Annotated in this window: 9 protein-coding genes; 1 reads left to right on the plus strand and 8 read right to left on the minus strand. The window is 41.8% G+C overall.

Annotated features, from left to right (window positions below; translation table 11 throughout):
* Window positions 1-407: 407 nt before the first annotated feature.
* The 3 genes from I2I13_RS11165 to I2I13_RS11175 all read right to left on the minus strand — a co-directional run bounded on the left by I2I13_RS11165 (window position 408) and on the right by I2I13_RS11175 (window position 4711).
* On the minus strand, window positions 408-2387 hold the full coding sequence (locus I2I13_RS11165) for a response regulator (RefSeq protein ID WP_148364728.1): 1980 nt from the start codon (window positions 2385-2387) through the stop codon (window positions 408-410).
* A 108-nt stretch (window positions 2388-2495) separates the two neighbouring features.
* The gene (locus I2I13_RS11170; protein WP_167511756.1) at window positions 2496-3245 is read right to left on the minus strand and encodes a nucleotidyltransferase family protein; all 750 of its coding nucleotides are present in this window, start codon (window positions 3243-3245) and stop codon (window positions 2496-2498) included.
* 35 nt (window positions 3246-3280) lie between these two features.
* Window positions 3281-4711, minus strand: coding sequence for an RNase adapter RapZ (locus I2I13_RS11175; RefSeq protein ID WP_195649521.1), 1431 nt, complete (start codon window positions 4709-4711; stop codon window positions 3281-3283).
* A 165-nt stretch (window positions 4712-4876) separates the two neighbouring features.
* Between I2I13_RS11175 and I2I13_RS11180 the strand changes: the two genes are divergently transcribed.
* Window positions 4877-8827 (plus strand): two-component regulator propeller domain-containing protein, encoded by a 3951-nt coding sequence (locus I2I13_RS11180; RefSeq protein ID WP_148364721.1) that lies wholly within the window; start codon window positions 4877-4879, stop codon window positions 8825-8827.
* A 78-nt stretch (window positions 8828-8905) separates the two neighbouring features.
* On the opposite strand, the gene fsa is transcribed toward I2I13_RS11180, so the two are convergent.
* From fsa to I2I13_RS11205, 5 genes are all read right to left on the minus strand, one after another.
* On the minus strand, window positions 8906-9562 hold the full coding sequence (gene fsa / locus I2I13_RS11185; protein ID WP_148364720.1) for a fructose-6-phosphate aldolase: 657 nt from the start codon (window positions 9560-9562) through the stop codon (window positions 8906-8908).
* 67 nt (window positions 9563-9629) lie between these two features.
* A complete protein-coding gene (locus I2I13_RS11190; protein ID WP_148364719.1) occupies window positions 9630-10682 on the minus strand; it encodes a class I fructose-bisphosphate aldolase in 1053 nt (350 codons plus the stop codon).
* Between the two features lie 27 nt (window positions 10683-10709).
* On the minus strand, window positions 10710-11456 hold the full coding sequence (gene gpmA, locus I2I13_RS11195) for a 2,3-diphosphoglycerate-dependent phosphoglycerate mutase (RefSeq protein ID WP_148364718.1): 747 nt from the start codon (window positions 11454-11456) through the stop codon (window positions 10710-10712).
* A gap of 294 nt (window positions 11457-11750) precedes the next feature.
* Entirely contained in the window at window positions 11751-14255 is a 2505-nt protein-coding gene (locus I2I13_RS11200; RefSeq protein ID WP_195649522.1) for a zinc-dependent metalloprotease, read from the minus strand.
* 18 nt (window positions 14256-14273) lie between these two features.
* Window positions 14274-15701, minus strand: coding sequence for a RagB/SusD family nutrient uptake outer membrane protein (locus I2I13_RS11205; RefSeq protein WP_004304371.1), 1428 nt, complete (start codon window positions 15699-15701; stop codon window positions 14274-14276).
* Window position 15702: the final 1 nt, after the last annotated feature.

Consider the following 15702-nt stretch of genomic DNA (forward strand, 5'->3'; position numbering starts at 1 on the left):
ATATGTATTCTTCCCAAAGAAATTGATAAACTTCCTCGGTGAGCAACAAACCGTTCCTCGGTGAGCAATACCTCCTTACTCACCGAGGAACCGCCCCAAAGTCACCGACCTAGGTATAAAAGTTTTCTGAAAAGACTATTTGCAAGCTAGTTCATCTTTAAATAAACAACTGAAACAAAAAGCAGAATATTCTCTATATAGGAAAATAAGAAGCATATAAACATAAAAAATGAACCTACAAGAAACACTTTCAAAGGCTATACAGCAAAACAGCATACAATCTCACACTCTATAAATGAAAATGAAGCGCATTTTTCAGCAAGCCATTGACCATTGACCTAAATATTAAAAGCAGGATGAATGGAATATACATTTTTTCAGATCAGCACATTTTTAATCCGATCCTTTCAGCAACCATACTCTTTCAACGTCTGCATCAACTTCGCTCCATTGATCGGCTTCACCAGATAATCATCGCAACCGGCTTTCAAAGCAGCCACCCGGTCGGCATCAAAAGCATGAGCGGTCAGGGCGATAATTGGTATTTCCGTATTGAACTTCCGGATCTCGGAAGTTGCAGTACGCCCATCCATAACAGGCATCTTCATATCCATCAATATCAGATCCACCGGTTGAGTCCGGACGATCTCAACCGCCTTCAGCCCATTCGGAGCATGTAACAACTGAAATTTATTTTTCAATATAGAAGATACTAAAAAAAAGTTACTCTGAATATCTTCTACTACAAGCACTCTTTTAGAAGACTTCATCTCTTCGGAAGCATGAGGTTCTTCTTTTTCCACTTCCCTCCCAAGGCGCTGACGGGAAATATACAGTCCGCTGTCGACCGATTCGAACTGGCACGGCAGAACCGCCCAGAACAGGGATCCTTTATCAAATTCCGACTCAAAACCTATCTCTCCTTTGAAAGCCTCAACTATGGCTTTACAAATAGATAATCCCAATCCGGTCCCCTGCGCAAACTCATCCAGTTTTTCAAAACGCTGGAACACCTTGTCTTTTTTATCTTCCGGTATGCCGATGCCTGTATCACGAACATAAAGATGAATACTCCCGTTTATCTTTTCATATCCCATTTCAATCATTCCTTCGCAGGTATATTTGATGGCATTAGTTACAAAATTGGTGAGAATCTGTGCCAACCGGTTCTTATCCAGACGAACGATACAAGATTCATAAGGATTCATAGCAACCAAACGAACCTGTGGATTCACTACACGACGATGCATTGCAGCAGCCAATTCATTGAAATAAACAGCCAGATCAAAATCCTCGTATTTCAATTCTACCGAGCCGGCTTCTATTTTCGAAAGATCCAGTATGTCATTAATCAGTTTCAGAAGCAATTCATTATTGGCATTGATAATCTGAATGAACTCTTCTTTTTCTTCTTTATCTTCCGTCACCATCAGCAAGTCGGAAAAACCAACGATAGCATTTAGAGGAGTACGGATTTCGTGACTCATATTTGCTAGAAAAGCAGACTTCAACCTATCGGATTGTTCAGCCCGGCTCCTCGCCTTTTCAAGTTCACCAATCATGTGCTGCCGCTCGGTCACATCATCCACGCGAATTACCACACCATCAACATCTCCCTGTTCATTAAATATAGGAGTAGCAAATACTTCAATGACGTGCTTGTTATCCAGATTAAACAAAATAGACTCTACCTGACCGGATTGGCGGGCACGTTGCATCACACAATTCTCACAAGGAGCGTTGCGATTATGGGCTGTCAAATAGCAAGGTTCTCCTTTCTTATAAGCCTCATACGAAAGGCTTTTACTACAAAGCGAGATATTCTCCCATTGTACGATATAGTCGTTTGCAATATACGCCAAGCCTGAATTAATATTGTTCAGCACCAATTCATTCTGACGAATCAAATGAATCATCCTTTGTTCGCTCTCAAGGAGTTCTTTTTTCGAGCGCACAGCTTCTTCATAGAGATTATCATATTTGTTTTGCCATAAGATACGCTCGGTGACATCCTGAGTTATCACCATATAATTCGTAATTTCAGACTTTTCATTATGAACGAAAGAAACAGTGATCTCAAAGAATCGAGTACCGGACAAACAAGTAGGGAAAAGATGACGTAAGGCATCAAAATCATATTTTGCAACGAAACGCACAGTCTCCCCTTTTCTAATTTGTTCTCTGATTTCATCAGAGAAACTCGTATAGTTGAATAGATTATAACCCAAAATATCTTTTTTGTCTTTTATCCCCATTGATCTCAACCGCGAATAATTGACATCTATCATAATGCCATCCTTATCATACAACTCGAGTCCTACAGACAAATCATTAAAAATGTCATGTAATAAATTATCAGCTATCCCATTTATCCGAATCTGTTCCATGTAGCAAGATTTGTATAGTATTGCAATTTCGTTTGTTCAGCCGGGCAAAGTTAAACAAATATTTTGCTACATATTAGAAAAGGGACCTTTTGGTCCCTTTCTGTATCTTTATTTGGTGCTTTGGTATAGAAAACTTTCAGCTTTAGCCAATGTCTCCGGTTTACCGATGTCAATCAGTTGTAAATTCTCTGCAAGATAACCGGAATAGTTTATTTGCCGACAAGTGGCAAGATAGAAATCCATAATAGAAAACTTCCCTTCCCAACGAGGCGTATCCATAAATTGGAAAATGGCAGGTGAAAGGACATGGATACCGCTGAATGCATATTCCTGATAGCATAATTCATCATATTGGAATCCCTCCGGCTTCACCTGTCCCGTATCCTTGTTAGTCCAGCCACAAAGTTTCTTCTTTTCATCAAAAAGCAGATAACGAGAGGTTTTACGTCGGCTTGCCAGTAAAGTTGCCACACCGCCACTCTGTAAATGATAGTCATATAATTCCTTCAGATTCACATCTGAAAGAATGTCTACATTATGTATCAGGAAAGGTTCATCCGAATTTTCAAAGAAAGAACGGGCTTTCTTGACTCCTCCACCAGTATCGAGCAACAAGTCACGTTCGTCGGAAATATGTATGGTAAGCCCGAAATTCTCATTGACTTTCAGGAAGTCAAGTATTTGATCGCCAAAATGGTGGATGTTAATCACAATTTCCGTGAATCCGGCAGCTTTCAGTTTTAAAATCACATGTTCCAACATCGGATGTCCGGCTATGGGAACCATAGCCTTAGGCATGGTATCGGTAAGCGGTTTCAACCGGCTACCCAAACCGGCAGCAAATATCATTGCTTTCATTTTATTCGTAACTTCCTCCTTTATAGTTAATCTCTTTAGATGGTTGCCTCAAACGTACGTTCTATATTCTGTTCCCGGTGCACCAGTTCGACTTTCACACCAAATTTCTGATTCAGGTGTTCTGCCAGATGCTGGGCTGAATAAACAGAACGGTGTTGCCCTCCGGTACAACCGAAACAAACGGACAAATTGCTGAATCCACGTTCCATATAGCGTTTTACGGAGGCGTCTACCAAAGCATAGGCATGATCGAGGAAACGGAGTATTTCACCATCTTCTTCGAGGAAAGTGATTACAGGTTCATCCAGTCCGGTGAAAGGTTTGTAACGCTCATACTTACCGGGATTGTTGACGGCCCGACAGTCGAATACATAGCCTCCTCCATTGCCGGTAGAGTCATCAGGAATTCCTTTCTTATAGGCAAAGCTCATCACTTTGACAGTAAGCTGCCGCTTTTTCAGGTCGTCCGTAAATTGTTTCAGTCCGGTAAGTTCCCGCAAAACCCTGCAGAGATACGGATATTCCGGGTATTCTTCTTTCAACAATTCACGCAGGTTTTCGATAGCATAGGGAACGCTTTGAATAAAATGAGGTTTCTTTTCGAAGTATCCGCGGAAGCCATAAGCCCCCAGCACTTGCAACGTACGGAAAAGAACAAAGTGACGAAGTTGGCTATAAAAATAGGATTCGTCAATCGGTTGGTATTTGCGAAGAGCGTCTATATATTCTTGCAGCAGTTCTTTACGGAGGCTATCCGGATATTTCGCTTTCGCTTGCCACAGGAAAGAGGCTATGTCATAATAGAACGGACCTTTACGTCCTCCCTGAAAGTCGATAAACCACGGCTCCCCGTCTTTTATCATCACATTACGACTCTGAAAATCACGATACATAAAAGTAGCGGAAGAACTACGTAGCAGAACATCGCTCATCTTCTGAAAATCATCTTCCAGTTTGTCTTCCTGAAATTCCATTCCGGTAGCTTTCAGAAAACAATATTTGAAGTAATTCAAATCCCAAAGGATAGAACGCTGATTGAACTCCGGTTGGGGATAGCAACGGGAAAAGTCGAACCCGTCAGCACCGGCAAACTGAATAGCGGGAAGTAAACGGATCGTCTTGCGGAGCAGTTCTTTTTCTTCCTCGGAAAATACACTGGTGGCCCGGCCTTTCTCAATGGCATGAAACAATAAAGTATCACCTAAATCTTCTTGCAGATAACAAGTTTTATCTTCCGATGCAATGTAAACTTCGGGAACCGGCAGGCCGTTTTTACGGAAATGTCCTGCCATATAAAGAAAAGCTTCATTCTCATCAATAGAGGTTCCATATACTCCAACCAGTGTTTGTATGCCCGTCAGACGGAAATAACGGCGATTGGAACCGGAAGACGGTAATTCTGCGATGTTTTCAGCGGGAACACCTGTATATGACTGATAAAGTTTCTGTAGTTCTTCGGTAATCATAGTCGTATATTTTCGGGCAAAGATAGAGAATCCAGCTAAATAAAGAAAAGAATTTTCATTCAAACACCATTCTCTGACTCAAAGGAATAATAAAATAAGTTTGCTTTCTTAACAAATATTCATTTGAATATATTATCTTTGTTTCAGTTTAACTGACCTAATACCATGAGAAAAAGAACCTTTATTCTGCTATGTATAGCGTTCATTATACAGTTTGTCGGTGTTCCCTCCCTTCAAGCCGGACATTATTATTACAAGCAAATCTCCCTGAAAGACGGGTTACCTTCTACCGTACGATGCATCCTGACCGATGAACAAGGTTTTGTATGGATTGGAACCCGTTCCGGACTAGGACGGTACGACGGCCACGAACTTAAAAAGTATACTCATCAAGCAGACAACCCTCATTCCATCCCCCACAACCAAATCAATCAGATAACAGAAGATAAACTGAATAACATCTGGATTCTGACAGAAAAAGGAGTGGCATGTTATCAACGGCAAAGTGATGATTTCTTCATACCTACGGACGAGAAAGGAAATAATATAGTAGCCTACTCGACTTGTTTAATGAAAGACGGAGTTTTATTCGGCTCGCAAAACAAAGTCTATTTCTATAGTTATCAGCATTCTTCTCTTCACCTTTTACAGACGTTTAATCGAGAGCCCAATTTCAATATCACGTTACTAAGTTTATGGAATGAGCACACTCTTCTTTGCTGCAGCCGATGGCAGGGATTACTTCTTCTGGATTTAAATACGGGTAAACACACACCTCCTCCTTTTGACTGCGGAAAGGAAATCATGAATATGCTTATTGATTCACAAAACCGGATATGGATAGCCCCCTACAACGAAGGCATAAGCTGTTTTTCCCATGACGGAAGACCATTGGCTTCGTATACCACACACAACTCGGATTTAAGCAATAATGTCGTCTTAAGTCTTGCTGAACGGGAAGGGAAGATATGGATCGGAACGGATGGAGGAGGCATCAATATTCTTGAACCTGAAACGGGAAATTTCTCTTTATTGGAGCATGTACCGGGAAGAGATAACTACTCACTGCCCGCTAACTCCATTCTCTGTCTTTATAATGACCGGAACAATAATATATGGGCAGGAAGTATTCGCAACGGTCTTATCAGCATCCGGGAGGTTTCCATGAAAACTTATACGGATGTATTGCCGGGCAATGACCGCGGATTAAGTAACAATACCGTACTAAGCCTCTATCAGGAATCTGATAGTCGCATTTGGATAGGCACGGACGGTGGAGGTATTAACCTTTTTAATCCCCTTACAGAAAAGTTCACCCACTTTCCTTCCACATGGGAAGATAAAGTAGCCTCTATCTGCCCTTTTACCTCCGGTAATCTATTGCTTTCTATTTTCTCACAGGGCGTATTTGTTTTCAACCCGTCAACGGGAAAGAAGACTCCTTTTATTATTATTGATCCCGAAACTTCCAAACGTCTCGGAAGCCGGGGAAAAACAGTAAACCTATTCCTCAATTCCCCCCATAGTGTACTGCTATTGGGAGACCATATCTACCAATACAACTTGAAAGAACAAACATTCAGTATTGCTACCGAACAACAAGGAGCAGACATTATCGGTACCATTTTGCCTATAGCAAATAGTCAGAATAACACATATCTGAACGACAGCAAACATATCTTCTGTCTGGACAACCGTACCAACCGCCTCGAAATAATATTTCAATGCAGTAAAGACACATTGATTAATTCTGTCTCACGAGATGAATATGGAAATTTCTGGATAGGAAACAATTACGGACTAATACATTATAACCCTGTCACTCAAGAACAAACTCCGATACCAACCTCCCTCTTTGAAGAAGTCACTCTGATAGTATGCGACCAGCAAGGAAAAGTCTGGATAGGAACTGACAATATGCTTTTCGCCTGGTTAATCAAAGAAAGAAAATTTGTTCTATTCGGTGAATCCGACGGTGTCATTCAGAATGAGTACCTATCCAAGCCCCGTTTATTAAGTTCACAGGGGAATATCTATATGGGAGGTGTGAAAGGATTACTGCATATTAACAGCAACTTGCCCTTAATCACTTCCGAATTCCCGCAATTACAACTCTCGGATGTGGTTATCAACGGAGAATCCGTTAATGATAAGCTAAGTAGTAACCCTATAGGAATTTCTGCTCCCTGGAACAGTAATATAACCATTCGGATCATGTCGAAAGAAAAAGATATCTTCCGGCAGAAAGTATACAGATATCAGATAGAAGGACTGAACGATCAGCAAATCGAATCATATAATCCCGAATTGGCCATACGCTCACTTCCTCCGGGAAGTTACAAGATCATGGCTTCCTGCACAGCGAAAGATGGTAGTTGGATTCCCAGTCAAGAGGTACTGGAACTGACGATTCTCCCTCCCTGGTATCGGACATGGTGGTTCATCATTAGTTGTGCAGTGTTCATTACTGCTGCTGTCATCGAAACTTTCCGAAGAACGTTAAAACGCAAAGAGGAAAAGCTGAAATGGGCAATGAAGGAACATGAGCAACAGGTGTACGAAGAAAAAGTGCGCTTCCTTATTAATATCAGTCACGAACTGCGTACCCCATTGACTCTCATACATGCGCCACTTAGCCGAATATTGAAATCGCTTTCTGCCGAAGATACACAATATCTACCTATAAAAGCGATATATCGCCAGTCACAGCGAATGAAGAATCTTATCAATATGGTACTTGATGTGCGTAAGATGGAGGTTGGAGAAAGCAAATTGCAGATACAACCATACGCTCTCAATCAATGGATTGAACATGTATCACAAGATTTCACCAGCGAAGGCGAAGCAAAGAACGTATGTATCCGTTATCAGCTTGACCCGCATATCGACACTGTTAGTTTCGATAAAGACAAGTGTGAGATTATTCTAAGCAATCTGCTTATCAACGCCTTAAAACACAGTCCGCAAGATGCAGAAATAATCATTACTTCGGAGTTGCTTTCAGAGGAAAACAGGGTCCGTGTCTCCATCATAGATCAGGGAAACGGTCTCAAACAAGTAAATACGCAGAAACTCTTCACCCGTTTCTATCAGGGTACAGGAGAACAGAGCGGGACAGGAATCGGATTATCCTATTCCAGGATTCTGGTCGAATTACACGGAGGTTCCATCGGTGCCCTAGACAATCAGGAAGCCGGTGCAACATTCTTCTTTGAACTCCCACTTCGCCAACAATCAGAAGAGATTATCTGCCAACCGAAAGCCTATCTGAACGAATTGATGAGCGATGACAGTAAAGAACAATTGCCGGAGGAGAGTAATTTCGATACGAGTTTTTACAGTATATTAGTGGTGGATGATAATCCGGACCTGACGGATTTCCTAAAAAAGTCACTGGGAGAATATTTCAAACGGATAATCATTGCTTCGGACGGTGTGGAAGCCCTCCAACTGACCAGAAGCCATACTCCGGATATTATCGTCAGTGACGTGATGATGCCGAGAATGAATGGATATGAACTTTGTAAAAACATCAAGGAAGACATTACCATCAGTCACATTCCTATTGTACTGCTGACAGCAAGAGATGATAAACAAAGCCAGTTAAGTGGTTATAAGAATGGAGCAGACGCCTATCTTACAAAGCCTTTTGAGATAGAAATGTTAATGGAAATCATTCGTAACCGGTTAAGAAACCGCGAATCTATCAAAAAGAGATATTTAAATGCAGGATTGGTTCCTGCACCGGAAGAAAGCACATTCAGCCAGGCAGATGAAACCTTCCTGTTGAAACTGAATAAAATTATTCAGGAGAATCTGGATAACAGCAATCTGGATGTCACTCTTATTTGCAAAGAAATAGGAATGAGCCGGGCTTCCCTTTACAATAAGCTGAAAGCTCTAACCGATATGGGAGCCAATGATTACATCAATAAATTCCGGATGGAGAAAGCGATCACATTCATCACTCATACGGATATGTCTTTTACGGAAATTGCCGAGAAGATCGGATTTACTACTTCACGCTATTTCAGTACGGCTTTCAAACAATACACAGGAGAAACGCCGACTCAATACAAAGAAAAACAGAAACAAAAAAGGAAAGAAGGAAAATAAAAAAGGTGAACATCATGCGGACAAAAAATATCCACGATGATGTTCACCACCCATTTTATCATTGCATCTCACTTACATTCAGCCATTCACTTTCTTATAATCCTCCAGAAACTTCTTCAATCCTGAATCAGTTAACGGATGATTGAGCAATCCTTTGATAGCACTCAACGGACAAGTAGCCACGTCAGCTCCTACTTCCACACATTCGATAATATGTTTTGTATTGCGAATAGAAGCAGCCAACACCTGTGTTTTATAATCATACGTACGATACATACGTACGATATCTCCCACCAGCTTCACCCCATCTTCACAAATATCGTCCAGACGGCCGACAAAAGGTGAAACATAGGTAGCTCCGGCTTTAGCAGCCAGCAATGCCTGTCCTACAGAAAACACTAACGTACAATTGGTACGGATTCCTTTCTGCGTGAAATGTTTGATAGCTTTGATTCCATCAGCAATACAAGGAACCTTTACTACGATATGCGGATTGAGTGCGGCAAGTTCCTCGCCCTCACGAATCATCCCTTCATAATCGGTTGCTATCACCTCGGCACTTACATCTCCCTCAACGATCTTACATATCTTGACGTAATGTTCACGCTGATTCTGCGTTCCTTTAATGCCTTCTTTCGCCATCAACGAAGGGTTGGTAGTCACACCGTCAAGTACTCCGAGGTCATAAGCCTCCTGAATCTGCTCCAGATTAGCTGTGTCAATAAAAAACTTCATACTCTTAATTTTTAATGGTTAACGATCTAATAGTCAAAGATAAGAATTTATTTCTATTCATCCCTGATTAAGCGATCGTAATTGACGGATCAAGATATACATCCTGAATGGCATTCAATAATTCTACTCCTTCGTTCATTGGCTTCTGGAATGCTTTACGCCCGCTAATCAATCCCATACCTCCGGCACGTTTGTTGACTACGGCTGTAATGACAGCATCACGTAAATCGGAAGAACCATGAGATTCTCCACCCGAATTAATCAAGCCTACACGTCCCATATAGCCGTTGGCTACCTGGTAACGGCAAAGGTCAATCGGATGTTCGGAAGCCAGTTCGGTATACATACGTTCGTCGATCTTTCCGAAACCAATGGCTTTGAAGCCACCATTATTAGTAGGAAGTTTCTGTTTCACAATGTCAGCTTTGATAGTCACTCCCAAGCGGTCGGCCTGACCTGTCAGGTCGGCGGCAGCATGGTAATCGACTGCACCTTTCTTAAAATCATTGTTACGCAGGTAACACCAGAGGATGGTTGCCATACCCAATTCGTGAGCATATTCAAAAGCTTCGGCAATCTCTACCAGTTGACGGCGACTCTGTTCCGAGCCAAAATAAATAGTAGCTCCTACGGCCACCGCTCCCATATTCCAGGCTTCTTTGACAGTGCCAAACAACACCTGGTCGAAGCTATTCGGATAAGAGAGCAGTTCATTGTGGTTCAATTTCACAATGAAGGGTATCTTATGCGCATATTTACGTGCTACGGATCCAAGAATTCCAAACGTGGAAGCTACTCCGTTACAACCGCCTTCAATAGCCAGTTTCACAATATTTTCAGGATCGAAATAGATCGGATTGGGAGCAAATGATGCTCCGGCAGTATGTTCGATGTCCTGATCGACAGGAAGTATAGACACATAACCGGTATTTGCCAACCGTCCATGTCCCAACAGAGATTGCAGGTTGTTTAATACTCTTATGTTTCGATCCGAATCAATCCAGATTTTATCTATCGTATCGGGAGACGGAACATGAATTAATGATTTATCGATGGTTTCACAGGTATGTTCCAAATAATAACAGGCCTGATCTCTTAATAATTCAACTACTTTACTCATAACTTTACTTTTTAATATGTAACTATTTTATTTTTTCTTTCCCTGATTGGCAACTGCCTCCATTAGTTTTTTAATCTCTTCCGGATTTCCCAGGAAGTAGTCGTTGGATACATTCAGGTTTTCATCAAACTCAAATACGTAAGGCACAGCCGTAGGTAGATTCAGTTTGACAATATCTTCATCGGAGATGTTTTTTAGATGCTTGATGATGCCTCTCAAACTATTGCCATGAGCGACCACCAACAGCGTATGAGCTGTTTTCAGACTAGGAAATATATCACTTTCCCAATAAGGCATAATACGTTCAATGGTATCTTTCAACGATTCCGTGCGAGGTAATTCTGCATCGGGCACTTCATGATAACGGTAATCAAAATGCGGATTTCTCAAATCTTTTTCCGAAAGTGGATTGGGGGCTATATCATAACTACGGCGCCAGATGAGCACTTGTTCTTCACCATACTTCCCGGCAGTCTCGGCTTTATTCAATCCCTGTAAGTCACCATAATGTTTCTCGTTCAGACGCCAGTTCTTTTCGACAGGAATCCAGTCGAGATTCATTTTATCGAGTACGCAATTCAACGTTTTCACTGCACGTTTTAAATAAGAGGTGTATGCTTTATCAAAATTAAAGCCATACTCTTTCAATGTTTCTCCGGCTTTTTCGGCTTCGGCAACCCCTTTTTCTGTCAGGTCTACGTCGGTCCAACCGGTGAAACGATTCTCTTTGTTCCATGCACTTTCTCCATGACGGAGCAATACTATCTTTTTCATTGCTAAAAGTCTCCTTTCTTCTTTTTATATATACAACAGATTGTTTCTTCACAAAGTTCACTAGAAAACAAATAGTTATCAATACCCAGAAATTATGATTCTTTCAGCTAAGAAGTAAGGTGCAGTAATTAGGCATATAAAAAAACTTACTCTCCTCTAACTCAAAACTTGCATGTATTGATCGCTTATGAATCAAAACAAGTTTATCGTCAGAGAAGAGTAAGCCTGTTAGAGAGAGAGTTTATATATACAAGAAAATCTGTTCTGTTTTTCTATTGTTCGTTTTCCTCAAAGTTATTTATCGGAAGCCTGCGTATCAGCATCTTTTCCATAATATCCTTCTTTTATTTTTTGAACGTTGCGCAGTAATGCCGCATAATGCCGGTAATTGAGATCTCCCTCCTTAGAAGCATCAAGTTGCTCTTTTACCGACTCTTCAATCTTATCTAAATGCTGTTCTACAAAAAGCTGAATATCAGAACGGCTGATTGCCAGATTTGCATTGGCACCATCTTTGCTACTAGGTTTAATCATGCCTTCGACAAACCCCAGATAAGTCCGGTGCAACTGACGGCGGAAATTATTCTCCAGTTCATTGGGATCATTCAACGGTTTCCATATTGCAGTAAATACATCGTTCAAATAATCATCGAGTGCATACGATTCCGAAGAACACAATGAGGTTGAGTAAATATTATACAACATTCCCGGTGCAAGTAGCAAAGCTACAACAGAGCTTTGGCGGTCACGAATCTCATCCACCGGCTTGACTCCGGTACGACTCACCACTTCATCAGGATAGAGCCAGAGCGGAGCTACAAACAAATTGCGTCCCAACCATTCAACAGCTTCTTTCTGCAAACTGCGTGGCAGATAATCATGCACTTTGAGATCCGGCAAATTATTGGTATAGCGTCCTCCTATGTTCTTCTGCACTTGCAGGGTATACTTCAGATGTTGGGCACGAACCGAATTATAAATGGTGGTTAAGTCAGTGTACTCTCCGTCAGGCTGTGCTGTCCAGGTCAGTATGTTTTCCATCACTCTTTTCAGGTTCTTTATACCGTATTCATTGGCTTTCATATTATTGTCGCCCAAGTCCTCACTCTGGCTACGGGGATCAAATCCCTTTCCTTCATCACCAACAAACCACAAGCGATGATCTCCCCGCAGTTTTTTGGTTACTTCGGCACGTAATACGTCTTTTTCTTTATAAGGATCCTTAAATTCCGGACGATAGCGATATCCCCATTGGATAGCCCATTTGTCATAAACACCGATACGAGGGAACAATCCTTTTTCGGAAATCCGATCTTCCGGTTGGGCTACATAATTGAACCGCGCATAATCCATGATCGATACCGTATGACCATTGGCTTCTACCCAAGCTTTATCACGCAGTTTCTCTACCGGAGTAGCCGAACTGGCTGCCATATTGTGCCGTAAGCCGATACTATGCCCCACTTCATGTGAAGAGACAAACTGAATCAGACTGCCCATTAATTTGTCGTCAAAAGTCATCGTGCGCGCGTGCTTATCCAGTGGCCCGCACTGCACCATATACCACTTTTTGAGTAAGTTCATTACGTTGTGATACCAACAAATATGGCTTTCCATAATTTCTCCACTACGCGGATCGACAATACGCGGACCGTAAGCATTCTCCGTTTCGGAGGGTAGATAACGTATCACACTATAACGCGCATCGTCCAAACTCATATTGGGATCGTTCGGCCATTCTTTAGCTATTATAGCGTTCTTGAATCCGGCAGCTTCAAATGCTGTATTCCAGTCTTCGACACCTGCTTTAAGATAAGGTATCCACTTCTTCGGTGTTGCCGGATCAATGTAGTAGATAATGGGATTTTTCGGTTCGGAGAGTTGTCCCCGGCGGTAACGTTCCGGATCTTTCGGTTCCAACCGATAGCGCTGAATGATGGCTCCACGATCGGTAGTCTGCTGGTCGTCCGAAAATTCGGTCAACGAGTTTTGGAAAAATCCCACCCGGTCATCGGCAAACCGTGGCTGCATCGGTTCTTTGGGTAACATCACGATGCTTGTATTCAGTTTCACAGTCACCGAACCAGTCTGTGCAGCCGGTAGTCTACCGGCACTAATACTATAAGTACGCAAAGTCACTGCCTCCACGTTGATAGGATAGGTTTTTATCGTATCCATAAATGTGCGGTCCTGGGCTAAAGTACCGATGCCAAGAATAGAACGGTCGCTTGAGGTAAAGCCACACAATTTATTATCACCTAAAAAGAGTTTTGATACATCAATGAGTTGTGCCTGAGTCTCCGGATTTCTACCGATTACATCAAATTTATAGATTACAGGATCTACAGTCGATTGTTTCAATGCCTCGGCAATGTTATCACCCGGACGGGCAAACTGTGATTGCACATATTCGCGTAAAAAGAGAGTCTTATCATCATGCTGTTCCCAATAAACAACACTCCGGTTCACCTCTTCTCCGCTAAGCATTTTGAAACCCTGTGGCACTGCTTTAAACCGGGTCACAGCCAACAACAACCGTCCTAAAAGAGTATCCGGCACTTCAAAATACCAGTTATCTTTGATGTGGCGTACCGTAAACATACCCTCACATTCACTTCCACCCTCTTTCAACAGTTTTTCATAAGCCGTTACTTTCTTAACAGTGTCTTTCTTGACCGTATCTTCCTGTGCTACCAGTTTCTTCTTTCCACTTTCCAGAAGAGATATACCACTGGTACGAGCTCCCACACCTTGCAAGGACAGGAACGCCAACACAGCCATCACCAAAATCTTTCGCATAGTTTTCTCTTTATTTTTTTATTCGTTAGTGTTCATTGTCAGGTTCGGATTTTTTTCGCGGGCAGCCAACGGAAATGGAATGATATACAACCGTGAATCCGGCTTCAACGTATATGTCTTTTTCTCGACATCCGTAGATACCAGCGGGAAAGTACGGGTGATTGTCTTTGCGTAATCAGCTTCCGTATTGTATCGTTTCAAGTCCCAGAAGCGACTAAATCCGGAGATTAACTCCTTACGGCGCTCATCAATGACTGCCTGCACCATCGCACGTTCGGTAGCAGGTTCCGGCAATACAGCTTCGGCTCCCTTGATTCGTTTTTCACGCAACTGATTCAATGTTTGGACAGCTCCCGGTATATCTTTCAGCCGTGCTTTCGCTTCTGCCAGAATCAGGTAAACTTCGGCAGTACGCATTCCCACAGACATAGGCTGAAACTTAGAATAAGTAATCGAAGTATTCCACAAAGCAGCTCCTGAACCTTCGTCAAAGTAGTATATACTGTTGTCACTCGTTTTAAAGAATTGGTTCAAACGTTCATCATTCTGCCCGAAAAGTTGTACCATCTCCGGGCTAAGCATACCATAACAAAAGGCCAAAACTTCAGTAGGACCACCCATATAAGCATAATTCAGCACTTCCGGGTTACCGCCTTTGGCATAAGTAGTAACCTTAGTCGGACCTCCTTTAGCTCCCAAATCAATATAATCAATCAGGGTATTATTCAACTTCAATGATTCTTCGGCAGCTTCTTTCGCTTTTTTCCAATCCCGATGGAACAGATAAACACGAGCAGCCAACGCATATCCAAAAGCTTTTGACGGATGATATACATTCACCGGCTCTTCCTGTAAATAAGGAAGCGCTTCTTCTATATCCTTAATAATAAAATCGTATACTTGAGCAACCGTAGATTTGGTTGGAGTAGCCTCCAAATCATATTTATCAATGATAGCAACTCCACCGTCAGTGGCTGCAGTTTCTGGATTATATGCTTTCGCAAATGTATTTATCAGAATAAAGTGATCCCAGGCACGCATGATCTTTGCTTCCGCTTTTGCCAATTCCTTAACATCTTTATCACCCAGACTAGCATCAACCAATGAAATTACGATATTTGACCGTAGGATATATGTATAACAATTTTCATATAAATTGTTATCACTTAGCTCTTTTCGGTTAGCTGCCTCATTAAAAGTCATGTTAATACCATCCCATGAAATAAATTCATTACCTATGATATTCGATTCTTTCGACCAGACATTATCGCTCAACAAGGCAAAAGCTGCCGGATGGTAGGCCCGGTTGGGCAGGGCTATCAATTCATAATAAGTATCAGTAGAATCCACCGTTTTCTTGCCTGTAGGAGTAATATCCACATAATCTTCACAGGCTGCAAAACCCAATATGAGAATAACTGGCAATATATAAAGTAATTTACGCATA

Source organism: Bacteroides sp. D55t1_190419_B8 (assembly GCF_015558905.1).
Taxonomy (GTDB): domain Bacteria; phylum Bacteroidota; class Bacteroidia; order Bacteroidales; family Bacteroidaceae; genus Bacteroides; species Bacteroides vicugnae.